29 protein-coding genes are annotated in these 26987 nt (G+C 58.9%); all 29 read right to left on the reverse strand.

The annotated features are described in order from the left end of the window. Positions 1–2: 2 nt before the first annotated feature. Entirely contained in the window at positions 3–575 is a 573-nt protein-coding gene (locus CJU81_RS16060; protein ID WP_095037431.1) for a fimbrial protein, read from the reverse strand. Positions 576–597: 22 nt separating this feature from the next. Beyond that, complete coding sequence (locus CJU81_RS16065) at positions 598–1314, reverse strand: fimbria/pilus periplasmic chaperone (protein WP_254924889.1); 717 nt, start codon at positions 1312–1314, stop codon at positions 598–600. Positions 1315–1358: 44 nt separating this feature from the next. Continuing rightward, positions 1359–3932, reverse strand: coding sequence for an outer membrane usher protein (locus CJU81_RS16070; RefSeq protein ID WP_095037433.1), 2574 nt, complete (start codon positions 3930–3932; stop codon positions 1359–1361). Then, positions 3933–4499 carry a fimbrial protein gene (locus CJU81_RS16075; protein WP_254924887.1) on the reverse strand — a complete coding sequence of 189 codons (567 nt, stop codon included), beginning with the start codon at positions 4497–4499 and terminating at the stop codon, positions 3933–3935. It abuts the gene before it with no gap. A gap of 56 nt (positions 4500–4555) precedes the next feature. Next, positions 4556–5092, reverse strand: coding sequence for a fimbrial protein (locus CJU81_RS16080; protein WP_095037434.1), 537 nt, complete (start codon positions 5090–5092; stop codon positions 4556–4558). A gap of 333 nt (positions 5093–5425) precedes the next feature. Further along, positions 5426–6562 carry a flagellar biosynthesis protein FlhB gene (gene flhB / locus CJU81_RS16085; protein WP_095037435.1) on the reverse strand — a complete coding sequence of 379 codons (1137 nt, stop codon included), beginning with the start codon at positions 6560–6562 and terminating at the stop codon, positions 5426–5428. A gap of 2 nt (positions 6563–6564) precedes the next feature. After that, positions 6565–7347 (reverse strand): flagellar biosynthetic protein FliR, encoded by a 783-nt coding sequence (gene fliR, locus CJU81_RS16090; protein WP_095037436.1) that lies wholly within the window; start codon positions 7345–7347, stop codon positions 6565–6567. Then, complete coding sequence (gene fliQ, locus CJU81_RS16095; protein WP_095002603.1) at positions 7348–7617, reverse strand: flagellar biosynthesis protein FliQ; 270 nt, start codon at positions 7615–7617, stop codon at positions 7348–7350. Positions 7618–7621: 4 nt separating this feature from the next. Next, the gene (gene fliP, locus CJU81_RS16100; protein ID WP_095037437.1) at positions 7622–8365 is read right to left on the reverse strand and encodes a flagellar type III secretion system pore protein FliP; all 744 of its coding nucleotides are present in this window, start codon (positions 8363–8365) and stop codon (positions 7622–7624) included. After that, complete coding sequence (gene fliO / locus CJU81_RS16105) at positions 8365–8799, reverse strand: flagellar biosynthetic protein FliO (protein ID WP_095037438.1); 435 nt, start codon at positions 8797–8799, stop codon at positions 8365–8367. The genes fliP and fliO overlap by 1 nt, the downstream gene beginning before the upstream one ends. After that, entirely contained in the window at positions 8800–9264 is a 465-nt protein-coding gene (gene fliN, locus CJU81_RS16110; RefSeq protein WP_095002606.1) for a flagellar motor switch protein FliN, read from the reverse strand. Between the two features lie 58 nt (positions 9265–9322). Continuing rightward, a complete protein-coding gene (gene fliM, locus CJU81_RS16115; protein ID WP_019828822.1) occupies positions 9323–10291 on the reverse strand; it encodes a flagellar motor switch protein FliM in 969 nt (322 codons plus the stop codon). Between the two features lie 9 nt (positions 10292–10300). Further along, entirely contained in the window at positions 10301–10792 is a 492-nt protein-coding gene (fliL, locus tag CJU81_RS16120) for a flagellar basal body-associated protein FliL (RefSeq protein WP_095037439.1), read from the reverse strand. Positions 10793–10988: 196 nt separating this feature from the next. Continuing rightward, positions 10989–12170, reverse strand: coding sequence for a flagellar hook-length control protein FliK (locus tag CJU81_RS16125; RefSeq protein ID WP_095037440.1), 1182 nt, complete (start codon positions 12168–12170; stop codon positions 10989–10991). Between the two features lie 78 nt (positions 12171–12248). Further along, on the reverse strand, positions 12249–12611 hold the full coding sequence (locus CJU81_RS16130) for an Hpt domain-containing protein (protein ID WP_095037441.1): 363 nt from the start codon (positions 12609–12611) through the stop codon (positions 12249–12251). Positions 12612–12641: 30 nt separating this feature from the next. Continuing rightward, positions 12642–13979, reverse strand: coding sequence for an ATP-binding SpoIIE family protein phosphatase (locus CJU81_RS16135; RefSeq protein ID WP_095037469.1), 1338 nt, complete (start codon positions 13977–13979; stop codon positions 12642–12644). Between the two features lie 8 nt (positions 13980–13987). Continuing rightward, positions 13988–14293 carry an STAS domain-containing protein gene (locus tag CJU81_RS16140; RefSeq protein WP_095037442.1) on the reverse strand — a complete coding sequence of 102 codons (306 nt, stop codon included), beginning with the start codon at positions 14291–14293 and terminating at the stop codon, positions 13988–13990. A 67-nt stretch (positions 14294–14360) separates the two neighbouring features. Continuing rightward, positions 14361–14813: a flagellar export protein FliJ gene (gene fliJ / locus CJU81_RS16145; protein WP_095037443.1), complete on the reverse strand. Its 453-nt coding sequence runs from the start codon at positions 14811–14813 to the stop codon at positions 14361–14363. 6 nt (positions 14814–14819) lie between these two features. Continuing rightward, positions 14820–16178: a flagellar protein export ATPase FliI gene (gene fliI, locus CJU81_RS16150; RefSeq protein ID WP_095037444.1), complete on the reverse strand. Its 1359-nt coding sequence runs from the start codon at positions 16176–16178 to the stop codon at positions 14820–14822. After that, positions 16168–16926, reverse strand: a complete 759-nt coding sequence (gene fliH, locus CJU81_RS16155) for a flagellar assembly protein FliH (protein WP_095037445.1) — start codon at positions 16924–16926, stop codon at positions 16168–16170. Before fliH ends, fliI begins: the two co-directional genes overlap by 11 nt. After that, positions 16927–17949, reverse strand: a complete 1023-nt coding sequence (gene fliG / locus CJU81_RS16160) for a flagellar motor switch protein FliG (RefSeq protein WP_083369860.1) — start codon at positions 17947–17949, stop codon at positions 16927–16929. After that, a complete protein-coding gene (fliF, locus tag CJU81_RS16165; protein WP_095037446.1) occupies positions 17942–19729 on the reverse strand; it encodes a flagellar basal-body MS-ring/collar protein FliF in 1788 nt (595 codons plus the stop codon). Before fliF ends, fliG begins: the two co-directional genes overlap by 8 nt. Before the next feature lie 15 nt (positions 19730–19744). Then, a complete protein-coding gene (gene fliE / locus CJU81_RS16170) occupies positions 19745–20077 on the reverse strand; it encodes a flagellar hook-basal body complex protein FliE (RefSeq protein ID WP_016781577.1) in 333 nt (110 codons plus the stop codon). Between the two features lie 242 nt (positions 20078–20319). Next, complete coding sequence (locus CJU81_RS16175) at positions 20320–21687, reverse strand: sigma-54-dependent transcriptional regulator (RefSeq protein ID WP_095037470.1); 1368 nt, start codon at positions 21685–21687, stop codon at positions 20320–20322. Positions 21688–21692: 5 nt separating this feature from the next. After that, on the reverse strand, positions 21693–22811 hold the full coding sequence (locus tag CJU81_RS16180; protein ID WP_095037447.1) for a sensor histidine kinase: 1119 nt from the start codon (positions 22809–22811) through the stop codon (positions 21693–21695). Positions 22812–23050: 239 nt separating this feature from the next. Continuing rightward, positions 23051–24532, reverse strand: coding sequence for a sigma-54 dependent transcriptional regulator (locus CJU81_RS16185; protein WP_095037448.1), 1482 nt, complete (start codon positions 24530–24532; stop codon positions 23051–23053). A gap of 180 nt (positions 24533–24712) precedes the next feature. Continuing rightward, positions 24713–25006 (reverse strand): flagellar protein FliT, encoded by a 294-nt coding sequence (locus tag CJU81_RS16190; RefSeq protein ID WP_095002618.1) that lies wholly within the window; start codon positions 25004–25006, stop codon positions 24713–24715. Between the two features lie 16 nt (positions 25007–25022). Continuing rightward, complete coding sequence (gene fliS, locus CJU81_RS16195; RefSeq protein ID WP_095037449.1) at positions 25023–25412, reverse strand: flagellar export chaperone FliS; 390 nt, start codon at positions 25410–25412, stop codon at positions 25023–25025. A gap of 96 nt (positions 25413–25508) precedes the next feature. Next, entirely contained in the window at positions 25509–26870 is a 1362-nt protein-coding gene (gene fliD / locus CJU81_RS16200; RefSeq protein WP_095037450.1) for a flagellar filament capping protein FliD, read from the reverse strand. Positions 26871–26987 lie beyond the last annotated feature (117 nt).

Consider the following 26987-nt stretch of genomic DNA (forward strand, 5'->3'; position numbering starts at 1 on the left):
CCTCACTCATACATAAGCCTGAAATCGACCGTGGCCCGAAAGGCACCGTTGCTCAGCGCTGCAGCAGTGCGCGTGGGCTGCACTTGCCAGTTCAGAGTGTCGTTGCCATGAGCCAGAAACAAAGGCTCACCACGAGCCCCCAGACGCACATCCCGACCCAGGGCATCGGTCAGGCGCAAGCCCAGGCCGCTGACGCCGGACACCTTGACCAGTCGCGGATCATCCTCATCGGCCGGAGCCAGAAAAGTCACGGAGACCACGGGTTGATACGCGCTCCACACCAGATTGCCGGTGTGTTCATTGAGGATGCTGCCGGAGGCGCGCTGGCAATCGATGAAGCGCAGCTGAAAAGCCACCGGCGATGCCTCATCACCGGGGCGCAGCAATTGACTGCGCGACACATTTCCAAGGTCTATGGCCTGATCTGCCGAGCTCATGTCCAGGGCACAAGGGGTATCCACCAGTGAGCCCAAGATATCCAGAACTCCGCTCATGCCTTGGGTTTCGGCATGGCCCTGCGCGGCATAAAGCGCCAGCAACAGGCAGCTCAGAGCCGTCACGGAGTAAGGTTTCATCGCGACTCTCCTGCGCCTTGGACTAGTCATTGGTCGGGGACGCATCGGCATCCACCCTGCACATGTTGCCGCTGCAATTGAACGCCAGCGTCGGGCGACCGCCGTAATCATTCACATAGGTCAGCCAGGGTTTGGCGCCCAGTTCTGCTGCACTCACACCCAGCTTGAGCGTGCCTTTTGGCGGCACCATCAAGGGTTCGAAACCGGAGGCGGTTTTGGCATCTTTGCCGCTACGGGCATCTATCAGCGTGATGTAGTACGGGGTCGGGTTATTGACCTGATAGCCATCCCCCTCACGGGTAAGCGTCAGTTTTTTTTGCCAGGGGTCAGAGTGCTCCTGCTGACCTGGAACTATCGCAGCCGGGCGGTAAAACAGCTTGATGCGAGTCTGCAGGGCAATTTGCAGGCTGTTGGCCTTGTCGCTGCGAGGCGGGATTTCCCGCAGGTTGAAGTAATAGACAGTCTCGCGGTCCTGGGGCAGCGATTTGATCGCAGGTAGCGACTGAATCTTTACCTGGCTTTTTTTGCCGGGTTCCAGCCGTTGAACCGGCGGCAGAACGATCAGCGGCGAGGTGATCTTGTTGCCCTGTTCATCCTCGATCCAGCCCTGGGCCAGATAGGGTAACTGGGTATTGTTGTTGGTGATGGTCATGCTGGCGACATCCTTGCTGCCATCAAACACGACCCGGGTTCGATCCAGACCTATGGCGGCGTTGACGTTGCCGGCCAGAACCAGCATCAGGATGGCAAGCGACGAGCTCGCAGAACTGAGTTTGTTAATCTTCATGACTGTTTCTCTGTATCAATAATCCCGGTCAGCGAGTCTGACGCAGGCATATTCTTGTCCGCTGATACCATCTGGCAGGACAGATTGAGGGTGGAGGACAAACCGTCGATCGGTAAGTTTTCAGGCAACACAAAGGCGCAGCGCTCGCGCCCCCCCCAACTGACAACCATCTGCCCGCCGGGCTGAATGCCGCTCAGGTAGACGTTGCCAGCATCATTGACGATGCCGGTGCCCTGCTGCTTTTGGTTTTTCACGGTGGCACCGAAGGGGGGGAAACTGCCGTCAGGCAGGTTCAACACCGCCATGGCCTTAAGCCCGGCAATCACGTCCAGCGTGCGATAACCGATGGCACCCTCTGTCAGCGTCAATTGAGTCATGGACTGCGTCGCTTCCACATGGGTTGGCAGGCTTTCCAGATCGACACTGGCCCCTGTGCGCATAAAGCTGGCGACATCTGCGACCACTGCCTTGCCGAAAACATTGCTGCGCGTCGGGCTGCCGTAGCCCCGGATCGGTACATCAGGCACTCCACGGGTGTCGATCATTAACCGGGTGCCACCCGTACCGGCAGTTCGATGCCCTGCCCCCCCATAGGGCGTCAACGTACCGCCACCGCGCGCAGACAGGCTGAGACTGTTGTAGCTGTTCTCTTGCAGGGCAGCGCTGACAGTAATGTCAGCCTGGTCACCGGCATGGTTGAGGTAACCGCTGACCGAGGTGTCGCTTGCACCCAGTTGATAGCTGTTACGCTGATCAAGCCGGTCGCTGTAAGTCGTGGAGTAACTGTTCTGGCCTTGCGAACTGTTGACGCTGCTGTTCAGTGTCCCGGAACGCCCCAGAGGCAGGCTGACCGACAGGTACATGCCGGTATTGTCGCTGGAGATGCCACTGTGTTGATTTTTCTCCTGGTTGCGGAACAGGTTCATGGAAAGACTCATGTTCTTGACCGAACCGACACTGAAATAACGTGCCAGGGACAAGTTCCAGCGCTCACTGGTCGGGCGATCCCAATAGGACTGGTTGCTGTAACTCAGATAAGTGGTAAGCCCCAGATCCCGAAAATGCTTGCTGAATGTCCCCGTGTAAAGCGACTTGCTCCCCCCCACCGGGCCACCGTCATGGCGCGCACTCAGGTACTCACTCATGCTCAGGTAGTTTTTCCGGGAAAACCGGTAGCCCGCAAACGTGACCTGACTGTCGTACTGGTCGAAGTTTTTCGAATAGCTCAGCCGAAAGGAATCGCCCGACAAAGACTTGTTCTGCACTGTGCCGCTGGCCCGGGTAACATCGAATGACATGGCACCAAAGGCAAGCAGGTCGCGCCCCGCCCCGATAGAAAGCGCCGTGTAATTATTGTCACTGAGACCACCGCCATACAGGGACCAGCCGTTGCTTACCCCCCAGGAGAACTCGGCCGTACCAAAGATGTCGCCCTGCCCTCCATGCTGAAGAGAAGACGGTCGACCGGTGGCTAGCTTGTAGCGCACTGTGCCGGGGCGCGTCAGGTAGGGAATATTGGCCGACTCAACCTGAAAGGTGGTGACGCTGCCATCCTGCTCTTCGACGCGTACATCCAGGGTGCCGGTTACGGCATCATTGAGATCCTGAATACGGAAAGGGCCCGCCGCCACCAGCGCCTCATAGAGCACACGGCCTTTCTGGCTGATAATGACCTTGGCATTGGTTTTAGCAACGCCGACGACTTCCGGTGCGTAGCCGCGCAAATTGGGCGGCAACTGGTTTTCATCCGAGCTCAGTGCAAGGCCGGTAAAACGGAAGCTGTCAAACACATTTGAATAGAGGTAGTTCTCACCCAGGGTCAGACGAGCCTGAATGGCAGGCAGCGCGCGATAGGCATAAAAACGGCTCCACTCCAGCCGTTGCGCACGGCTGTAACGCTCGTCTTCTATACGACCTTGCCAGTCTGCGCGGAACCTCCAGGGGCCGGCGTTGGCGCCGAACGTACCGTTGCCGCTCAAGTCGGTTCGACGGGCCGTACCCTTCTGGCTGGTGGACTTGGCCGTCAGGTTGTAATCCATCAGAACGCCAGGCACGCCGTTGTCCCACCGCGAGGGCGGATCCCAGTTCTGGGCGCTGTACTCCAGATAGGCCTGTGGCACGGAAACATGCAGGGTAGAAGTGCCCAGATCCCCGCTGACGTCCATCCCCGCCAGGCTGTTGGTATCCAGGCACTCGCCACCCTTCCACCAGCCGAGCTCAGCTTGCCTGGCACGCTTGAGTCCCAACTGCGCAACCAGCTCGGGAGTCAGGCAGGCCTGGCTGCCTTTCGGATCATCGTCCGGAGGATAAAAAGCAATACGTTGCTCAGACAACAAGTGCGTATTGATCTGTACCTGCATCGGATAAACGCCAGGCAAAATAAAGCCGCTGCGCGAAAATTGTGAAAGGTCGACATTGGTACGATCGTTGAGGTCAAGAACATCGCTATTGAACTGAATATCATCCCCAGCCCATGCCTCAGCGCCAAGTGCCATCAACCCGCCCAGCATGCCGGTGCGCAGTATCGTTTGAGCGATTGAATAATCCCGCCTTGTAAACAGCCCGTACATTCAGAAATACTCCAGCCGAAAACGCACCGCCGTTCGGTGAGATCCAACGGCCATGGGACGACCATTGCCAACCAGTTGAAGGCTGTAGTGCAGCTCCTGGTCCGCTCCAGTCAGAGGTATCAGTGCCATGGCGACTCCGGGCTGGCTTTCCTGCCCATGCGCATCAGCAATGCGCAGGGCAAGACCTTTTGCGGTTCCGCCAACGGCAAACCAGCGCCCGCCGGCGTCTGCCAGACCGTCAAAAGTCACCCTTACATGCAGCCAGTCAGGCAAGTAACTACTTGGACGGAAAGAGTCAGGCCTGGCCAATGAACACTTGATCAAACGCAACGTGAATAACTTTGGCAAAGACTGGCCCTGACGAATAAGTTGCCCCATGGGCAAAGGACCGAATTCAATAAGTTGATACGCATTGCTCGCATCAAGTGCGCATGCAGAATCAACAACTTGCCCTTCAAGGGTTACACGCCCGTTCCCCGGACTTGCTTGCACAGCCGAAACACCAGAAAATAAAGCTACAAACACGCTAAACGTGCAAGCAACTATAGAATTCAAAATAATACTCACCGGCAACTCCACAGGCATACACCCTGTTGCCACACAGGTGGCAACAGGGTAATTGCTTACTGATACGCGAGGGCGAAGTGTGTAACAGCGGTAAATGTACCCGTACCAACAGTACCGGTTGTTGATGACTGGCCTTTCAACTGAGCACCAAACGTCAGAGTATTGCTTCCCGGCGTAATCGCTTTCGGGGTGGTTGCATTACCCAAAGTAATCGCAGTGCCATCGAACTCGGTCAAAAGGATGCCCGCACCAGCAACGCCGTTCAGGGCCAACGCACCAGGCACCTCAGTCGTCCCGGTACCGGTAAAGGTGGCCGTTACCGTTTTGTCAGTAAGGCCGGTCAACGAACAGCCGATCAACTCAATGTCGAAATAGTGTTTAGTCCCGACCCCGCCGCCACTCAGCTGGGACTTCGAAACTGAGCCCAGCGGCACAGGCCGATCCACACTTTCAGGGGTAATGGAGCACGCCGCCTCAATAATCTCGCCACTAAACGTAACTGAACCCGTCCCCGCACCTGCAGCATTAACAACCGATGCCGAAGAAGCCAACAGCACCATAGCTGCCAAAGCCGATTTAATTGCAACATTCATCAAATAGCCTCCCTACAAATGCATCAAAGCAATTGTTTTAATTGTATATTAAGCCGTTTAAAGCCAAAGACGATTACACACTTACCCCTCCAAAACAAACAAGAACTGCAAGCTTGAAAAGCTCTTGTTTATTTCAATCCAGAGAAATAAGATGCGGGGAAGTTAACAGTTAACTTAAAAGCAAGAAGTAAGGCGATTCCAAGTATTTTGTAGGATCTACCCTAATACAAGATCAGCATATAACAGTGCACTACCAGACACTCTTTGTTTGAAGAAATTGACAAGAAATCACTCGAATCAAAGAGTCAGCACTGCAACAAAACTGCTGGCACTTCACTCATCACGTCGCAAATCCGCCGGGATCGGCAAGTCCTTGAGCGGATCCGGGCGCTTGCCCTTACCGGCCTGGTACTGGCGGATCTGATACACGTAGGCCAGCACCTGGGCTACGGCAAGGTATAGCCCCGCAGGGATTTCCTGCTCCAGCTCAGTGGAGTAATAGATCGACCGCGCCAGCGCCGGCGATTCCAGCAGCAGAATGTTGTGCTTGGCGCCGATCTCACGGATTTTCAACGCCAGAAAGTCGCTGCCCTTGGCCAGCAGCATGGGTGCCCCGCCCTTCTCGGGGTCGTACTTGAGGGCCACGGCGTAGTGCGTCGGGTTGGTGATGATGACGTCAGCATCCGGGATCGCCGCCATCATGCGGCGCTGGGACATTTCGCGTTGTACCTGACGAATCCGCTGCTTGACCTCCGGACGTCCTTCCTGATCCTTGTGCTCGTCGCGCACTTCCTGCTTGGTCATCAGCAGCTTCTGATGGCTTTCCCACAGCTGTACCGGCACATCGACCGCAGCGATCAGGATCAGCCCGCAGGCCATCCACAAGGCACTCCAGCCCACCACTTGCAGGCTATGGATCACCGCCAGCTCCAGTGGCTCATGGGCGATGCGCAACAGGTCATCGATATCGGACTTCAACACCAGCAAGGCCACGATCAGGATGATAAAGAATTTGGCAAGCGCCTTGAGCAGTTCCACCAGCGCTTTGGCCGAGAACATGCGCTTGATCCCGGCGGCCGGGTTCATGCGGCTGAATTTAGGTGCCAGGCTGCCAGCAGCAAAAAGCCAGCCGCCCAGGGATATCGGGCCGACCAGAGCGGCAATCAACAAAGTGATCAACACGGGCTGCACGGCCAGCAGCGCGATCTTGCCCGAGTGCAGCAGGAACGCGCCCATCGAATCCGGGTTAAGCAGCACCTCACGGCTCAAGCTGAAGTTGTAACGCATCAGCTCCATCAGATCCTGCGCCAGCGCGCCGCCAAAAATCAGCAAGCCCGCTGAGCCAGCCAGCATGATGGCCAGGGTGTTGAGCTCTTTGGAGCGTGCGATCTCACCCTTTTCCCTGGAGTCCTTTTTTCGTTTCTCCGTGGGGTCTTCTGTTTTATCGGCGCCACTCTCGCTTTCGGCCATGGCTATCTGGCCTGCGCAAGATCACGTAAAAACTGCAGGGCCTCGGAGGCCAGCGGTTGATACTGGTTGAGAATGTCCGCCATGCTGATCCACAGGATCACCATGCCCAGCACCAGGGTCAGCGGAAAGCCGATGGCAAAGATGTTCAGTTGCGGCGCGGCCCGGGTCATTACACCAAAGGCAATGTTGACCACCAGCAGCGCAGTGATCGCCGGCAGTACCAGGAGCAACGCCGCACCCAGCACCCAGCCGAGCTTGTTGGCGATTTCCCAGTAGTGGTTGGGCAACAAGCCACCGCCCACCGGCAAGGTGGTGAAGCTCTCGGTCAACACTTCAAACACAACCAGATGGCCATTCATGGACAAAAACAGCAAGGTCACCAGCATGGTGAAAAACTGCCCGATGACTGCCACGTTGACCCCGTTGGCCGGGTCGACCATGGACGCAAAGCCCATACCCATCTGGATCGCGACAATTTGCCCGGCGACCACGAACGCCTGGAAAAACAACTGCAATGCAAACCCCAGTAACGCACCGATGACGATTTGCTCGGCAATCAGCAGCAGGCCACTGAGATCCAGCGGGTTGACGGCGGGCAACGGCGGCAGGCTGGGCATGATCGCCAGGGTGATCGCCAGGGACAAAAACAACTTGATGCGTTTGGGCACCAGGGTGGTGCCGATGATCGGCATGGTGGTTAGCAGCGCGCCCACCCGGAACAGCGGCAGCATAAAGCTGGCGACCCAGGTACTGATCTGCGCGTCTGTCAGGGCGAGCAGCGACATTTAGCCGATCAACTGCGGAATACTGCCGTACAACTGCAGGATGTATTCCATAAAGGTCTGCACCAGCCACGGCCCGGCCACGATGAGCGTGACCAGCATCACCAGCAAGCGCGGGAGGAAGCTCAGGGTCTGTTCGTTGATCTGGGTCGCAGCCTGGAACATCGCCACCAGCAACCCCACCAGCAAACTAGGGATCACCAGCACGGCGACCATCAGGGTGGTCAGCCACAACGCACTGCGAAACAGGTCTACCGCGACTTCTGGGGTCATGGGGTCAAACTCCGCCGAAACTGCTGGCCAGGGTACCGATAATCAGCGCCCAGCCATCCACCAGTACAAACAACATGATTTTGAACGGTAACGAGATGATCAGTGGCGAGAGCATCATCATGCCCATGGCCATCAGCACACTGGCCACTACGAGGTCGATAATCAGGAACGGGATGAAAATCATGAAGCCGATCTGAAAGGCAGTTTTAAGCTCCGATGTCACGAACGCTGGCACCAGAATGGTCAGGGGCGCCGCATCCGGCGTTGCAATATCCGTGCGCTTGGACAACCGCATAAACAGCTCGAGGTCGCTGCTGCGGGTCTGCGCCAGCATAAAGTCCTTGATCGGCACTTCAGCCTTGAGGATTGCGTCCTGGGCCGAGAGCTTTTCCGCCAGGTAGGGTTGCAAGGCGTCGTTATTCACCCGATCGAACACCGGCGCCATGATAAACATGGTCAAAAACAGCGCCATGCCTGTAAGGATCTGGTTGGACGGCGTCTGCTGCAAGCCCAGGGCCTGACGCAGGATCGAAAACACAATGATGATCCGCGTAAAACTGGTCATCAGCATGACAAACGCCGGGATAAAGCTCAGCGCAGTCATGATCAGCAGAATTTGCAGGCTGACCGAGTATTCCTGATGGCCGTTGGCCCCGGTACCCAGGGTAATGGCCGGAATCGACAGCGGGTCAGCTCCGAACGCCAATGGCGCGACCAGCGCCAACAACAGCGCGACAACTAAACGCATTACGGCTTGTCCTTTTGCTGACCGAGTATTTCCATCAGGCGCTTGGCGAATTCGGGGGTGGCCGGTTGCGCCGCGCCCGGTACTTGCACCGGTTCCTTGAGCACATGCAAGGGGGTGATACGGCCTGGCGTAAGGCCGAGCAGGATCTGTTCATTGCCCACCTGCACCAGCACCAGCCTGTCCCGTGCACCCAGGGCCCGGGAGCTGACAAGCTCGATCACCTGCCCCTGGCGCGGCCCCGCCTGTTGCACGCGGCGCAGCAGCCAGGCCAGGGCAAAAATCAAGCCCAGCACCAGCAGCAGGCCCAGCACCAATTGGGTCAACTGCCCGCCAAGGCTGCTGCCCACCACCGGGGCCGTAGCAGCCGAGGCCACAGGCTCGGCGGCCAGTACACTCAAGGGCAAGGCCAGTAAACCGCCAAGAAGCCGTTTCATTCAGCGCAGCTTCTTGATGCGTTCACTTGGGCTGATCACGTCGGTCAGGCGAATGCCGAACTTCTCGTTGACCACCACCACTTCGCCGTGAGCAATCAGGGTGCCGTTGACCAGCACATCCAGCGGCTCACCGGCCAGACGATCGAGCTCGATTACCGAGCCCTGATTGAGTTGCAGCAGGTTGCGGATGTTGATGTCGGTACTGCCCACTTCCATGGAAATTGACACCGGAATATCCAGAATCACATCCAGATTGGGCCCGTCCAGGGTCACCGGCTGGTTGTTGCGCGGCACGCTGCCGAACTCTTCCATCGGCAGACGGCTGGAGGACGGTTTGGTTGCCGCATCGGCCGCCAACAGCGCGTCGATATCGGCCTGGCCAACATCGCCGGTTTCTTCCAGCGCGGCTGCCCATTCATCAGCCAGCGCCTGGTCTGCAGCGGTTGTATCGTGTTCGTTAGCCATGGGGGTATCCTCGGCGGGCATTCAATCATTAGCACAGCAAATTCTTGTGGCCAGGCGCCTAGCGCCGACCGATGGGCTCAACCACTTGCAAGGCCAGATTGCCTTTGTGCGAACCCAGTTTGACCTTGAACGACGGCACGCCATTGGCGCGCATCACCAGTTCATCTTCCAGCTCGATGGGGATCACGTCGCCGGGCTGCATATGCAAAATATCGCGCAGGCGCAGCTGGCGGCGGGCCACGGTGGCGCTCAGCGGCACGCTGACGTCCAGCACGTCTTCACGCAGGGCCTTGCTCCAGCGCTCGTCCTGGTCGTCGAGGTCGGACTGGAAACCGGCGTCGAGCATTTCGCGCACCGGTTCGATCATGGAGTACGGCATGGTCACATGCAGGTCGCCGCCACCGCCGTCGAGTTCGATATGGAAGGTCGACACCACAATGGCTTCGCTGGGCCCGACGATATTGGCCATGGCCGGGTTAACTTCGGAGTTGATGTACTCGAAATTGACTTCCATGATCGCCTGCCAGGCTTCCTTCAAATCAATGAAGGCTTGCTCCAGCACCATGCGCACCACGCGCAGTTCGGTGGGGGTGAATTCACGGCCTTCGATTTTGGCGTGACGGCCGTCGCCGCCAAAGAAGTTGTCCACCAGCTTGAACACCAGCTTGGCGTCGAGGATAAACAGTGCCGTGCCGCGCAACGGTTTGATCTTGACCAGGTTGAGGCTGGTGGGCACATACAGCGAATGCACGTATTCGCCGAATTTCATCACCTGCACCCCGCCCACCGCCACGTCCGCCGAGCGGCGCAGCAAGTTGAACATGCTGATGCGGGTGTAGCGGGCGAAACGTTCGTTGATCATTTCCAGGGTCGGCATGCGGCCCCGGACAATACGGTCCTGACTGGTCAGGTCGTAGCTTTTGACACTGCCGGGCTCGGCAGCGGTTTCGGCCTGTACCAGACCGTCATCGACACCATGCAACAGCGCGTCAATCTCATCCTGGGACAGCAGGTCTTGCACGGCCATGTCGTGGTCCTACTGCAATACAAAGTTAGTAAACAGCGCCTGGTCGATAACCACTTTGCCGAGTTCTTTCTGCGCTACTTCCTGCACGCTGGCAGTGGTTTTCTGGCGCAAAATTTCCTGGCCAACCGGTGTGGCGAGGTCGTCAAAGGTCTGCCCGGAGAACAACATCACCAGGTTGTTACGAATCACCGGCATATGCACCATCAGCGCCTTGAGATCGGCCGGGTCGCGAGCTTGCAGGGTCACGCTGACTTGCATATAGCGCTGGCGACCATTGGCGTTGAAATTGACCACAAAGGCCGGGGCCATGGGTTCATAGATGGCCGGCAGTTTAATGTTGAGGTCGGCCTGCGGCACAGCTTCGCTCTTGGGGCTGTGCATGAAATACCAGGTGGCGCCCACGGACAGGCCAATCGCCAGCAGCACCGCCACGACGATCAGGATAATCAGCTTGAGTTTGCCTTTAACGGCGGGGTCTTTTACTGCGTCGCTCGTCGCCATGCCAATAATCCGTCACTTTTCGGTTTTCACAGGTGCTGGACTAGGCAGAGCAAGTGTTATGCCAGAAGTGGCGCTGATGGATCATGAGCGCTGGCGATTTTGTGGGCGCTGGCTTGCCTGCGATAGCATCACCGCGGTGCTTCTGGCAAACCTCACTGCCTGCATCGCGAGCAAGCCCGCTCCCACAGGTTTTTTATCAGGCGTAGTAATCCACCGCACTGGAGCCCAGCACCACGCTTGGCGCAACTGCTGTCACTTCAACCGGCTCGTCATCAATCACGCTCTCCAGGCGCTGGCCACTACTGCCGCTGCGGGCCTGTTGTTCCTGGCCCTGCTGGCCTTGCCAGTTGCGCGACTGATCCGACACGTTGACGTCCACCTGCCCCATGCCTTGCTGGGCGAGCATTTCGCGCAAGCGGTGCATCTGGCTGTCCAGCGCCTCGCGCACGCCGGCATGGCCACTTACAAAGTTGACCTGCGCCGACTGGTCAGCCGCAATATTGACCCGAATATCCAGACGCCCCAACTCTGCAGGCTCCAGCTGGATATCGGCTGATTTAAGGTTGGCGCTGGACAGGTACATTACGCGGTTGACGACTTCCTCAGACCAGCCGCTCTGATGCATGGCCAACGGCTGATTGACCGGCAGCGCATTGGTGGTTTTCGGTACCGCCGCCTGGGTCAGCGCAGCCAGACGGTTGGCGAAGTCATCAACACGGGTGTCGCTGGAGGCACTTTTCAGATCCTTGAGCCCCTCATCGACCAAACCCTTAAAGGCTTTATCACCACCATCACCCGTGGTCGAGTCTTCACCTTCCCCATCGACCAGCGTGGCAATCGCGCTGGCCTGCCCCTGAGCGGCAGCAGGCGCGGCTTCGTTCGTCGGGGTTTTGACCGGAGCCTGGCTGCCGGCCGAAACATGCCCGCCCTGCTCCATCGCCAGGCGCACGGCGGGCATCGCGTCCAAGGGGTCGGCTTCGGGGTCGAAGGTATCGTCAGCCACCGGTGACGGTGGCGCCGCAACCGCCAATTGCACTGCTGACACTTCAGGGGTGGTCGGCTGCGCGGAGGGTGGTGCTTCGACAACCGGCACCGGAGCCGGCGCCACCGGCTGCACTGCCAGCGGATCGGCCGTTGCCGCGTTATCGTCCGGCTTGTCAGCACTGTCATCCTGATCGGTGCTGACTGCATCCTTGGCCTTGCCGACAGGCAAGGGGTTGCCGCTATCGGCAACAGCTGGCGCCGGGTCAGACGCCTTGGCATAGACCTTTGCAAAAGCCTGCGCATCAGCCTTGGCAGGCTGCGCAGGGCTGCCCGCCGCTGCTTTAGGGGCAGTGGCGGCGGGTGTCTGAAGCAGGGTTTGGGCGGCAACGGGCATTAACGGATCTCCGCTGTACGGCTGGCATAGGTACAGGTCAGAGAGTCAGAGCAAGGTTCGGGCCAGTTTTTTGTAAAATCAGCGGGATACAAAATGCGGCGGCACCGAACGCTGGCGCTCGGCGCGATACAGGCGCCGGACCATCTGGTATTCATCGTCGATTTTGATCACCAGGTCCTGGATCTCGGCCAGTTGCTTCTTTTGCGCACGCTCTTCAAGCAGGCCGCACAAATGCGCCAAACGAATGGCGCCCATGTTGCTGCTGCTGCCTTTGAAACTATGAGCAACCAGGGTCAGGTCGCCGACTTCGCGGGTGCTGTGCAATTGCCCAAGACGCTCTTCGGAATCGGAGAGGAAGGTGTCCAGCAGGTCGGCAAACCCTCCCTCCATCACGTCTCGCAATGCATTGACCACTTTCGGATCCATATGAATGTCAGACACTTGTTCACTCCTTGATCAAGAATGGGCGGATTATGCCAGACCCCCCCACGAAAACTCCACGGTCGCGCTACGGCCATCAGGCGCCCAACGCGCTGCAGGGCAGAGTTGACGTACCAGGCTCACCCCGCGTCCCGACAGACGGTCTAAATCCAGTGGCCTGGCCATCACCCTGGCAACATCAAAACCCGCACCACTGTCTTCCACCTGAATCAGCAGACGGCCGCTCTCCCCGATCGGTTCGACTTGCAAGGACACCCGTACAAAGCCGTACTTGAGCGTCGCCAAACGCTCCTTGCGTTGCTGATAGTAATGGGCGAAGCCCCCTGTATCGCGCTTGAGCCGCGAATCGAGACCCAAAACCCCGTGTTCCAGGGCATTACTGTAAAGCTCGGCCAGCACCGCATGGATCACCGGCCCCTGGGCACGCAACCCGTGGACCTCCATCAACAGTTGCAGCAAGAAGGGCAGCGGATTGAACTGGCGCAGGGTCGACGCGCGAAACTCGAAGCTGGCCGACCAGTCCCGCGGGCTGCATTGGCCGCTGTCTGAGTAGACAATAGCCGGCACCCCCAGAAACGCCGGCAGCTGTGAAGTGATTTGCACCATGCTCACATCATCCCGGGCTTGCCCCTGAAAATCGCGCAACGCCTGTTCGACCTCGGCAATCAGTTGCAGCGGATGCCGGTTGGCATCCAGTACCCGCTCCAGACGCTCAACCCCGAACAGCTGCTGATCGGGGCCACAGGTATCGATCACGCCGTCGGTCAATAAAAACAACTGATCGCCGGGCAGCATCGGCATTACCTGGGTGGCATGATCAAACACTTCGGCGCGTAAAACACCCAATGGCAAGTGCTGCGAGGTCAGTGCCGTGCGCTCACCGCTGAGTGCCGCTTGCAGATAGCCATCAGGCATGCCGCCATTCCAGACTTCGACGCAGCGCCGCTGGGCACTCACACACAGCAACACGGCGCAACAGAACATATCGACGGGGAGGATACGTTTAAGCTTGGCGTTCATTTCTCTGAGTATTTCCGCCAGCCCATAGCCCTTGGCCGTCATGCTGTAGAACACCTCCGCCAGGGGCATGGCACCAATCGCAGCAGGCAAGCCGTGACCGGTAAAGTCGGCGAGCAGCAGGTGGGTATCCCCTGATGGCGTATAGGCGGCCAACAGTAAATCGCCATTGAACAAGGCATAGGGCGATTGCAGATAGCGGATATTGGGGGCATTGAGGCAGCCCGAGTGTGCCACCCGGTCAAATACGGCCTTGGCCACCCGCTGCTCGTTGAGCAGGTAGTCGTTGTGCCGCGCAATCTGGTCGCGCTGCTGCACTATCGTCTGCTGCAGCCTGCGCAGGCGCTGTATCGAGCCGCTCAATTGATATCGAACAACTTGTCGAAGTTGGAAACCCCCAGAATTTTGCGCACATCCGGGCTGCTGTTGACCACCCGAATATCAGAATCATCGCCTCCGGCATGCTCACGCAACAACAGCAACATGCCCAGGGCTGAACTGTCGAGATAGGTTGCATCCTTCAAATCCACCACTACGCAGGCGGGTGCGGGGCTGAGTTCTTCGTAAGCGTCACGAAACTCCTGGTGCTTGGCAAAGTCGAAACGGCCCTTGATGGCGATCGTCAGCTTACTGCCATCTGCCGAGACTTCAGATGTCACTGCCATGTGAATTGCTCCCGAGATAGTCAGTGCAACTATAGACCCTTGTGTGGGAGCGGGCTGGATTGGCGGACTAGTAAACGTCTTTACGCGGCAAACGCTGGGACAGTTCGTCCATCAGCTTTTGTTCGCGTTTGTCTTCCAGTTGACGAGCTTCGTCGGCGTAGCGCTGCACCAGCTTGCGCAGGCCTTCGACCCGGGCATAGGCCTGCTGCCAGGTCTCGCGGGCCTTGTCGAGGTTGTTCTGGTGCCAGACAAGACTTTGCCGCTGCTGGCCCACTGCAGTTTCCAGTTGCCCAAGGAAATACTGATAGTTGCGCAGCCATTGCCCCGTCACGCCCTGACTGCCACGATCGATCCATTGCGCCTGGTATTCACCGCGAAAATTTTCCAGATCACCGAGTTTGCTGTTGGCCAGGTTGACCTGTCCCTGGAAGTGCCCCAGACGCTGGGCGGCCGCCTTCTCGGTCTTTTCGGCCATGTCCACCACCGGCGCCAGGCGTGAAGCCCTGCTGTCACTGGCCATGCTCGATTAACCCCCGGCTGCAGGGGCGAAGATGCTGCCCAGATGACCGCCACTCTCGGCCAGGCTGATATTGTCGTTCAACCCCTGGCGCAGATACCCCACCATCGCCGGTTGCAAGGCAATCGCCGTGTCGGTCTCGCGGTCGCCGCCCGGCACATAGGCGCCCACGCTGATCAGATCCCGAGCTTGCTGGAAGCGGGACCAGAGTTGTTTGAACTGCTGGGCGCGGCGCATGTGCTCTTCGCTCACCACCGAGGGCATGACCCGACTGATGGACGCTTCAATATCGATGGCCGGGTAATGGCCCTCTTCAGCCAATCGGCGGGACAACACGATATGGCCGTCAAGCACGCCCCGTGCCGAGTCGGCAATCGGGTCCTGCTGGTCATCGCCTTCTGACAGCACCGTGTAAAACGCGGTGATAGAACCACCCCCGGCTTCGGCATTACCCGCACGCTCCACCAGTTTTGGCAGCTTGGCGAACACCGAAGGCGGATAGCCCTTGGTCGCGGGCGGCTCACCAATGGCCAGGGCGATTTCCCGCTGGGCCTGGGCGAATCGGGTCAGGGAGTCCATCAGCAACAGGACGTTTTTGCCCTTGTCGCGAAAGTATTCGGCAATCCGCGTGCAATACATCGCCGCGCGCAAACGCATCAAGGGCGCATCATCGGCAGGCGATGCCACCACCACAGAGCGCTTGATGCCTTCGGCGCCAAGGATATGCTCGATAAATTCCTTTACCTCACGACCCCGCTCACCGATCAGGCCCACCACAATAATGTCGGCCTCGGTAAAACGGGTCATCATGCCCAGCAGCACACTCTTGCCCACGCCCGTGCCGGCGAACAGGCCCAGCCGCTGACCGCGACCCACCGTCAACAAACCATTGATGCTGCGAATGCCCACGTCCAGCGGTACGCTGATCGGGTCGCGCTTGAGCGGGTTGATGGCGGGGCCGTCCATCGGCACCCAGTCTTCGGCCTTCATCGGGCCCTTACCGTCCAGCGCACGCCCGGCACCATCGAGCACCCGGCCGAGCATGCTCATCCCCATAGGCAAGCGGCCATTATCGGCCAACGGCACCACTCGGGCGCCTGGCGCAATGCCGGCCACACTGCCGACGGGCATCAGGAAAATTTTACTGCCACTAAAGCCCATTACCTCGGCTTCGACTTCCACCGGGTGAAAACTGTCGTCGTTGATCACCAGGCAGCGGCTGCCCATGGCGGCACGCAGGCCTTCGGCCTCCAGGGTCAGGCCGACCATGCGCAGCAAACGGCCTTCAACCACCGGCTGCACGGGCAAGGACACCGCCGGAGCGTAGCTGCCCAGGCGTTTGGCGAAGCTGGTACGCTTAAGGTGCATCGAGGTCGATATCGATATCAGGCGCCGCCGGATGCAGTACCTGTTCGTGGAGCTGGTCAAGCAACTGGCTCATGGCCTGCTTGATGCGGGTTTCGATACTGGCATCGATACGGCTGTGTTCGGTTTCAATCCGGCAACCGCCGGGCTGAAGGCTGTCGTCTTCGACAATCCGCCATTGCTCGTCATGACGCTCGCGCAGAGCCTTGATCTGGTCAAAGTCCTGCGGATTGATAAACAGACGGATATTTTCAGCGCCCATTGGCAAGAGCTTCAAACCCTCGCGCAGCACTTGCCCGATCTGGCTCGAATCGGTTTTCAGCTCGCGCTGGATCACTTGCCGGGTCATGTGCTCGACCAGCCCGACCATGGCTTTTTCAAGCTGCTGGTCCTGTTCGGCCAGTGGCGACAGCAGGCTGTTCATCAAGCGTTCCAGGCTGTTGACCTTGGCCGTCAACGCCGCTTCGGCTTCCTGGCGAACCTTGAGCTGGGTGCTGTGAAAACCTTCTTTCTCACCCGTGGCGAAGCCTTCGTTGTAAGCCTCCTGGCGAATGCTTTCGAGCTCTTCGAGGGTCAGCGGCTGAACTTCATCCAGCGGCACTTCTTCCATCTCGGGCAGTTCTTCAACCGGCTCGGGTTCGGGCTCTGCCTCGGGCTCGCGCCACGGATCGAAGCTGGGCAAACCCCATACATCGAAAGCACCGACATCCTTGGCACGGATCACATCACCGGGGGATTCGCCGCTGCTCACTTAGATCATCTCTTCGCCGCCCTTCCCGCCGAGAGCAATTTCTCCGGCTTCGGCCATACGGCGGGCGATGGTGAGGATTTCTTTCTGCGCGGTCTCGACATCGCTGACGCGCACCGGGCCTTTGGCTTCCAGGTCGTCGCGCAGCAGTTCGGCGGCACGTTTGGACATGTTCTTGAAGATCTTTTCCTGCACGTTCTCGTCGGAGCCCTTTAGCGCCAGCACCAGGACATCGGAGGACACTTCACGCAGCAACGCCTGGATGCCGCGGTCGTCGACATCGGCCAGGTTGTTGAACACGAACATAAGGTCTTCGATCTGGCCCGAGAGGTCTTCGTCGATATCGCGGATCGAGTCCATCAACTGCGCTTCCATCGAACTGTCGAGGAAGTTCATGATGTCGGCCGCCCGCTTGACACCGCCCAATGAGGTGCGCGCCGCATTGGAGTTGCCGGAGAACTGTTTCTCGAGGATCTGGTTCAGCTCCTTGAGCGCTGCCGGTTGCACGGTGTTGAGCGACGAGACCCGCAGGATGATGTCCAGGCGCGCCTTCTGGTCGAAATGACCCAGCACTTCACCGGCCTGGTCGGGGTCGAGGTATGCCACCACAATGGCCTGGATTTGCGGGTGCTCGAAGCGGATTACGTCGGCCACAGCACGCGGTTCCATCCACTTGAGGCTGTCCAGGCCGCTGGTGTTGCCACCCAGCAGGATACGGTCGATCAGGCCGTTGGCCTTGTCTTCGCCCAGGGCCGAGGTGAGCATTTTGCGGATGTAGCTGTCCGAACCCACGCCGAGGCTGGTCTGGTCGCCGACGATCTCGACGAATTCGCTCATCACCTGTTCGACCTGCTCGCGGTGCACGTTGCGCATTTGCGCCATCGCCACACCCACCCGCTGGACCTCTTTGGGCCCCATATGGCGCAGCACCTGGGCGGCATCTGATTCGCCCAGCGACAGGAGCAAAATGGCGGCCTTGTCGACCCGGGTCAACTTGGCATTGGCGGCGGCGCGGTTATCACTCATCGGCATTGATCCACTCTTTTACTACTTGGGCTACACGACCCGGATCTTCTGCGACCAGACTCTTGATTGCATTCAACTGCGCGTCATAACCTTCGCTCGGGCTTGGCAACATGATGCTTTGCGGGCCGCCAAGGCTGACACGGTCGTTGGCCAGTTCGCCATCAAGACCGCCCAAGCCACCCATCTCGGCATCGCTGCCGATGCCGGCCACCTGCTTGTTGCGCCCGTGACCGGTGATGTTGTTGAGCACCGGGCGCAGCACGCCAAACACCAGCACCAGAATAAACAGCACGCCGAGCACTTGCTTGACCACATCCCAGAACCAGGGCTGGGAATAGAACGGGATATCGGCGATTACTTCACCGCGTTCGGTGGAGAACGGCACGTTGATCACGCTGACGCTGTCGCCACGGCTGGCATCGAAGCCTACGGCGTCCTGCACCAGACGGGTAAAGCGCGCCAGCTGGTCGGTGGTCCACGGCACCTGGGTGATTTCACCGTTGGCCGGATTGACGCTGATCTTGTCGTCGATCACCACCGCCACCGACAGGCGATTGACCCTGCCCTGCTGCTGTTTGGTGTGGCTGATGGAGCGGTCCAGCTCAAAGTTGCGGGTCGATTGCGAACGTTTGTCGGCCGGGTACGGTGCCAGCATCGGCTGGCCGGTGCCCGGGTCCATGATTTGCTGGCCATTAGCATCGAGCAACGGCTGGCCCGGCTGGATCATCCCTGCCCCGCCAGCAGCGCCCTGACCGGTTTGTTGCGGCGCACTGGCCGGGCTCGGCGGCTGATTGCTCAGGGCCCCGGGCACGCCCTGCGGGCCGTTGCTGGCGGTGCGCTGCTCACTGGTCGATTGCTCGCTGCGCAGGGCCGGCTGATCGGGGTTGAACTGCTCGGAGGTGGACTCGACTGCGCTGAAGTCCACATCGGCCGACACTTCGGCCTTGTAGCGGTCATTGCCCAGCACCGGCTGCAGGATGTTGTGCACGCGCTGGGTGAGCATGCCTTCCATACGGCGGCTGTAGTCGAACTGCTTGCCGGCCATGGTCAGCTCGGAATTTTCACCCTGATCCGACAGCAGATTGCCTTTTTGGTCGACCACGGTGATCTGCGACTTGCTCAACTCGGGCACGCTGGTGGCCACCAGATTGACGATGGCCAGCACCTGCCCAGGCTCCAGCGAACGCCCCGAGTACAGCTCTACCAGAACCGAAGCGCTGGGCTTGCGCTCATCACGGACAAACACCGAGCTTTTCGGGATGGCCAGGTGAACCCGTGCGCCTTTGACGTTGTTGAGGCTGGAAATGGTCCGCGCCAGCTCGCCTTCAAGGCCACGACGATAGCGTGTGGCCTCCATGAACTGGCTGGTGCCCAGGCCCTGGTCCTTGTCGAGAATTTCGAAACCGATATTGCCGTCTGTTGGGGTTACGCCAGCAGCGGCCAGCTTGAGGCGGGCACGGGAAACGTCATCGGCCTTGACCAGCAAGGCGCCGGAATTGGGCTCAACGGTGTAGGCAATGTCGGCGGCGGCCAGGGTTTCCATGACCTGCTTGGCATCCATACCGGCCAGGCTGCCGTACAGCGGCCGGTAATCGGGTTGCTGGGACCACAGCACCACGGCAAAGCCGATCGCCACGCTCGCCGCCAGGCCGACCATCAGGCCGACCTGACGCAGCATGGTCATATCGCCCAGATTGTCGAGGAAGGTCAGGCCAAACAGCGGTTTGCCGCCGCCTGCGCCTGCTTTGGCCGGAACGTTATCCGGGAGTGCATCTGCCATGACTTGATATCGCCCTTAAACCGGCATCTGCATGATGTCTTGGTAAGCCTGAACCAGCTTGTTACGCACTTGGGTCAAGGCCTGGAAAGAAACGCTGGCCTTCTGCGAGGCGATCATTACGTCAGTCAGGTCGACCCCGCTTTTGCCGATCTCGAACGCGTTTGACAGCTGGCTCGACGCCTGCTGGGTTTCGCTGACCTTGTTGATCGCATTGCCGAGCATGTCGGAGAAGCTGCTGGCACCCGCTTCGGGAGCGGCCTGCACAGCCGATTTCGGTTGCGCCATGGCGTCCATCTGCATGGCCCGCATGTCCAACATCAATCGATTAAATTCAATACCTTGGCTCATGGACAACTGCCTCCGACGACCCGCATTTTTTTGACACTTTCACAGCGCATATTGAGGTGTAGCAACAAGGGTGCCAGCTCCTTGTCGATTTATAACAATTACCGTTACAAAACGTCGCAGGCAAAAAGTCACTCAACTCTGTGGGAGCGAGCCTGCTCGCGAAGACTTCACCGTATGCACCTGATGAACCGCTGCGCCTGCTTCGCGAGCAGGCTCGCTCCCACAAAAAAAGGGGGCGCCTGTCAGCCCGAAGCAAACAAATAAGCCTCAACATCCATCCCCGCATCACGCATTTGCGCCAGCTTGTAGCGCAAGGTGCGCGGGCTGATACCCAGACGCTCGGAAGCTTCCTTGCGCCGGCCACGCTCGGCGCGCAGGGTGTCGATAATCATCTGGAATTCGCGGCGGCGCAGATCATCGCCCAAGCCGCCCGCCGACTCCACAACTTCCACCGCCAACGGCGGCAAAGGTGCACAGGCCACAGGCCCGGCCAGGCAAAAATCTGCCGCCTCAATCAAACCGCGCTGCTGCAAGATCAACGCCCGCTGAATCGCGTTATCCAGCTCGCGCACATTGCCCGGCCACGGGTAAGCACTCAGGCAGGCCTTGGCATCGGGCGAAAACCCTACAGCAGTGTGCTTCATTTTGCTGATGTATTTGGCCAGCAGCCGCTCTGCCAGCGGCAGAATATCGGCAGTACGTTCGCGCAACGGCCGCCAGGCCAGAGGGAATACCGAAAGACGGTAGTACAGGTCTTCGCGAAAACGCCCTGCCGCCACTTCTCCCGCCAGGTCGCGGTTGGTGGTGGCGACCACGCGAATATCCAGCACGATTGGCTTGCGCCCACCCACCCGCTCCACTTCGCGCTCTTGCAACACGCGCAGCAATTTGGCCTGCAAACCCAGCGGCATCTCGGAAATTTCATCGAGTAACAAGGTGCCGCCATCGGCCTGCTCGAACTTGCCGGCCTGGGCGGCAATCGCACCGGTAAAGGCGCCTTTTTCATGACCGAACAGGGTGGCTTCGAGCATGTTGTCGGGAATCGCCGCACAGTTGATCGCCACAAACGGCTGATCAACCCGATGGGAGTGCTGATGAATATAGCGGGCCAGCACCTCTTTGCCGGTGCCCGATTCGCCCGAGATCAACACCGTGGCATCACTGCGCGCCACCCGCGCAGCCAGCTCCAGCAACTGTGCGCTGGCTGGTTCGACCGCCACTGGCCCTTCGCTGTCGGCCACGCCGAGGCTGCCCAACGCATGGCGGGCGACCAGATCAAGCAGGGCCTTGGGCTCAAACGGCTTGACCAGATAATCCACCGCCCCCTGACGCATGGCATCCACCGCCCGCTCCACGGCGCCGTGAGCCGTCATCAGCAGTACCGGCAATTGCGGCTGGCAGGCGCGCAGGCGCGCAAGCAACTGATGGCCATCCATACCGGGCATATTGACGTCACTGATCACCAGACTGAAGGGCTCCAGCATCACTGCAGCCAGGGCTTCTTCCCCCGAACCGACGGCGCGAAATCCGTGACCGGCCAACAACAGCGTGTCTGCCAGGGCCTCGCGCAACGCATGATCGTCCTCGACCAACAGCACGTTAATTCGCATCACCATCAGTTTGCCTCCGCGACAACGGGAATCAGCGGCAAGCTGAGCAAGGCACAGGTGCCACGCCCCCGCCGCGAACGTAATTGCAATTGCCCCTGGTGCGCACGCACCACGGCATTGACCACCGCCAGGCCCAGACCGGTACCGGTGGCCTTGGTGGTAAAAAACGGCTCGCCCAGGCGCGCCAGCACGTGCGGCTCAATGCCACTGCCGTTGTCGCTGACACACAACCTGAGGCTGTTATCGCGGCGATACAGATGCACCTTGAGCCGCACCTGCGACGTACCAGCCTGCAAGGCGTTTTCGATCAGGTTGAGCAGCGCGCCGACCAGGGTGTCGCGATTGCACAGCAACTGGCCCGTGTAGGCATCGCACTGCCAGCGGATTGCCACACCCTGGACATGGGTTTGCGCGGCGGCCTGCAGGGCTTGCATCAGCACCTTGGGGGTAACCCGGTCGCTCAATGGCAGTTCGCCACGAGCAAAAACCAGCATGTCGCGCACCTGATGCTCCAGCTCGTGCAGACGCTCTTTAAGGCGCCCGGCGAAGCGCTGCTGGGTTTCCACCGGCAGCGCCTGCTCGGTCAGATGACTGGCGTAGATCAGCGCGGCTGACAGCGGTGTACGAATCTGGTGGGCCAGGGAAGCGACCATGCGCCCCAGAGACGACAGGCGTTCATGGCGCGCGAGCTGGTCTTGCAGGCGACGGGTTTCTGTCAGGTCATTGAGCAACACCAACTGCCCGGGCTCGGCGTCCAGCGAGCGGGTGGCGATCGACAGGCGCCGACCGTCCTTGAGGGACACTTCGTGGCCGTCGTCTTCCCGTGGTGCAAAACAGCGGGCAATCACATGACGCCACAACTCGCCTTCAAGCGGCAGCCCCAAAAGCTCGCAGGCCGCAGGATTGGCCTCGCGCACGCGGCCGCGGTCATCAATCACGATGATCCCGCCGGGCAGCAGGTCGAGCAGGTGTTGCAGGCGGTTGGCCAGCCGTTCTTTCTCTGCCAGCTCGGCCATGCGCTGCGCACTGACCACTGCCAGTTCGCCGGTCAACTCCGAGACGCGGGCTTCAAGCAAACTGTAGGGATCGGGGGCCGAGGACAACTGGACGGCGGCTTGAGACATGGGGCGTACTCGCTTGGCTGACCGTCATAAAACGGTCCGTTAGACCAAGCGAAGCAATACCCGTGCCTGATTGCGGTGAATTATCGGGATACATCCAACGGTCGCCTTGCAACCGTAGTCGCTGACCAGGAACGAAGGCTGCGATCGACTGCGCAGCAGTTGCCAAACCAGCCTGCGAGGGTAGCCTCACACACCACGCAGACCGACTTTGCGACTACAGACGATCGACGTACCATAAGTCAATCATCCGCCTGCTCTTCACCTTCGCGACGGCTCATGCCGTACTTGCGCATTTTTTCGACCAGGGTGGTACGACGAATCCGCAGACGCTCGGCCGCCCGCGCAACGATGCCGTTGGCGTCATCCAGTGCCTGCTGGATCAAACCCTGCTCCAGCCCGCCAAGGTAGTCCTTGAGGTCCAGGCCTTCCGGCGGCAGCATCGCATTGGCGCTGGCCACGAAGTCCGTTGAGGCATTGTTGATGGCCACGCGCTCTTCCATATCGCTGCGCAGGCTGTCGACCATCTGCCCGTCTTCGTCGTCCACATAGCGGAATTTTTTCGGCAGCTCAACGACGCCAATTACCCCGTACGGATGCATGATCGCCATGCGCTCCACCAGGTTGGCCAGTTCGCGCACGTTGCCCGGCCATGCATGACGGCACAACGACATGATGGCGGCAGAATTGAAGCGGATCGAACCGCGTTTTTCGTGCTCCATGCGCGAAATCAGCTCGTTCATCAGCAACGGAATATCTTCGACCCGCTCACGCAGTGGCGCCATTTCAATCGGGAACACGTTGAGGCGGTAGTACAAGTCTTCGCGGAAGACGCCGACTTCAATCATGCTTTCGAGGTTTTTGTGGGTCGCGGCAATGATCCGCACATCGGCGCACTGGGTCTTGTTGCTGCCCACACGCTCAAAGGTACGTTCCTGCAATACACGCAGCAGCTTGACCTGCATCGGCAGCGGCATATCGCCGATTTCGTCGAGGAACAGCGTGCCGCCATTGGCCAGCTCAAAACGCCCGGCGCGGCTGGTGATGGCCCCGGTAAAGGCGCCCTTCTCATGACCAAACAGCTCGCTTTCCAGCAGCTCGGCAGGAATCGCCCCGCAGTTGACCGGCACAAACGGCGCGTCGCGACGCTTGGAGTGGTAATGCAGATTGCGCGCCACCACTTCCTTGCCGGTGCCAGACTCGCCGAGGATCAGCACGCTGGCATCGGTATCGGCCACTTGCTGCATCATCTGGCGCACATGCTGGATCGCCCGGCTGGTACCGACCAGGCTGCGAAACAGATTGGGCTCACGATGACGGCCGCGCTCGCGGGCCTGGTCGTACATCTCGCGATAGACCTGGGCACGGTGCAGGGAATCAAGCAGCTTGCTGTAGCTGGGGGGCATTTCGAGGCTGGACAACACCCGGCGGCGCTGGTCTTCAGGCAAGTCGAGGGCAGAAACTTCACCTAAAAGCATGATCGGCAGGAACTCATCCCACGCGGCCAGTGTCTTAAGCAGTCCTGAAAGGCCACCCGCAGTGCTCACGGTGCCTACAAGCACGCAGAGCACCTCACGACTGGACGGCAAGGCACTGACAGCCTGCTCCCACTCATGACTAGGGCTGGTCAAATTTTCTTCGCCAAGAAAATTCAGAATCACCGCCAAATCACGGCGGCGGACGCTATCGTCATCGATCAGCAGAATTTTGGTTTCACGCCACATGCAATAGCAACTTCCCTAGTCAACTCAATGCCCCGGATGGCAGGACATATGTAGACGTCCTAACCCTGTTGGATATCTAAGACGACTGAATACAGAATAACGTGCTAGTTAAGTCAAAAAACTGTGCCGAGTCAAATTTATGGCGGTTTAAAACGTAATTAACCACATATTCTTTAGGCCTTAACCGAATAGATGGTAAACCTTTGACGCATTTTTTGCTTGGTTGATCTGCCCCATCTGCTCAACGACCGCCTGACGCTCATCGGTCGCGGCCTCCAGCAACATGCGATACACCACCAACAACCCCTCCAGATTTTCGCGCAACACCGCCTCATCCAGGGGTGCTTCGTCCAGCACATTCTCGACACACACCCGACAGGCCGAATCCAGCTCGCCGATGGCATCCCAGTTGCGCTCGGCCAGGGCATCAATCAGCGCTTCGCGGGTTTCCTGAATACGTTGCAGTTGGCTCATGACGCACTCCTCTGGCTTATTGCGGGGCGATGGCATCCCAACCACTTTTTACAGTGATCAGCAGGCGTGCCACTTCATCGATGATTTCCGGGTCGTTCTTGGCATTGGCCTGGGTCAGGCGCACGGCCATGTACTCGTACAGGCTGTCCAGCTGCTCCAGCGCGGCCTTGTCGTCGGTCTTTTCTTCATCCAGGCCCTGACGCAGGCCGGTGATGATATCGATGGCCTTGGTGATCAACATGGCCTTCTGCGGGATATCACCACGGCTCATCGCGCCCTTGGCCTGGGCCATACGGTCCAGACCACCTTCCATCAGCATCTGAATCAGACGGTGGGGGCTGGCTTCGGAGATTTGAGCGTGGGAATTAACCTTCTGATACTGACGAAGGGCGCGCATCGGGTTCATGTTTCTACCTCATTACGGTGTCAGGCAAAAATGACTGGTTCTTGATTCTTATATCGACCGGCGCGGCGCAAGCTTTAGCCGCGCAAAGGGGCGAAATCAGCTGGTTTTAGGGTTATTCAGCGAATTGAGCGTGGTCATGATGCTGGAACTGCTGGCGTTGATCTTGGCGATCAGGGTGTCCATGGCGGTGTACTTGGAAGTCAGAGACGTTTTCAGACTATCCATGCGCCTATCCAGATCCGCTTGCTGAGTGGTCAGGTCCGTGAGTTTGGTATTCAAGTCAGTCACGCGACTGGCCAGCAGCCCGGTCGTACCCACATAGCTATCGGTCGCCTTGGTCATGCGCGCCACCAGGCCGTTATCACCGCTAAACACCTTGGCAATTTCAGTGGCGCCATTAGGCTTGGCGACTGCAGCGTCCCACTGCTTGTCATCCAATGTCAGCAACCCGGTTTTTTGATCGGTACTGATCCCCATCTGGGACAAGCTGCCCATGCTTGACGAGGCAGAATTTTGCAGCAACTCGTTGCGAATGCCGCTGACCAGTTGACGCATCGACGCATCGCCAGTCAGGGCGCCCGAGGTAGTGGTTGCCGCATCACCAGTGGCCGTAACCTTGGTCTGGGTATTGATACTGGTCAACAGCGCGTTGTAGGCGCTGACAAACGACTGTACCGAGGTTTTCAGCGTTGCGGTATTGGAGGCAACGGTGATGGTAGACGCTTTGGTATCAATCAGCTCCAGGGTCACACCGCTGATGGCGGAAGTGACTTTGTTGCTCGACGACTCCATGGCGATGCCATCGATGGTGTATTCCGCATTTACCGGCGCTTTACCGGCGTCGTAGCCAGTCGACAGCTCTGAATCACCGCTGATGGTGATGTCGGTGCCCTTACCCGTGGTCTGCGAGCCAATTACCAGACGCGAACCATTAGCATCGGTCAAAACGTTGGCGCTGACGCCCTTGGACTGCAACTGCGTATTGATCGCTTCACGTGTCTGCTGAAGGGTTGCGCCTGCGGGGATAGAGACATTGTAGTCAGAGCCGGACTGCGAAATGGTCAGGGTCGTAGGCTCAGTGCCCGAGTTCACGACCGAGGAAGTACCACCCTCAAACACCTTACTGGTGATTTTTGACGAGGTCGCCAACTTGCTCACGTCCAGCGCATAGGTGCCGGTGGAGGCTTTGTCATCAATGCTGACTTTGGAAATTTTTTCGTCTGACGACGTAGCGGCCAGACCGTTGAAACTGGAAACGCTGTTGAGCTTGGCAATGGCTGCACGATAGGTTTCGAGCGAAGCCTTTACCGTACCCACGGCGGACAACTGAATGGTGGTATCTTTTTGTTGCGCAGTAATCTGGCTTTGCTTGGGTGCTTTTTCAGCATCAACCAAGGCTTTCACAATACCGATAGTGTCAAAGCCCGAGCCGACACCGGTAATCGTAGAACTGGCCATCTGTATTCTCCTTATCCGGTGGCTATCGCTTTATTGACGAAGCTAGTGCCAAGGCAGCAGACAGCTTCACAATTCGTGCCACCTTCAAGTACCAAATGCTGAAAAAACAAAAGGGCA

It is taken from the genome of Pseudomonas fragi, assembly GCF_002269505.1.
GTDB classification, from domain to species: domain Bacteria; phylum Pseudomonadota; class Gammaproteobacteria; order Pseudomonadales; family Pseudomonadaceae; genus Aquipseudomonas; species Aquipseudomonas fragi_D.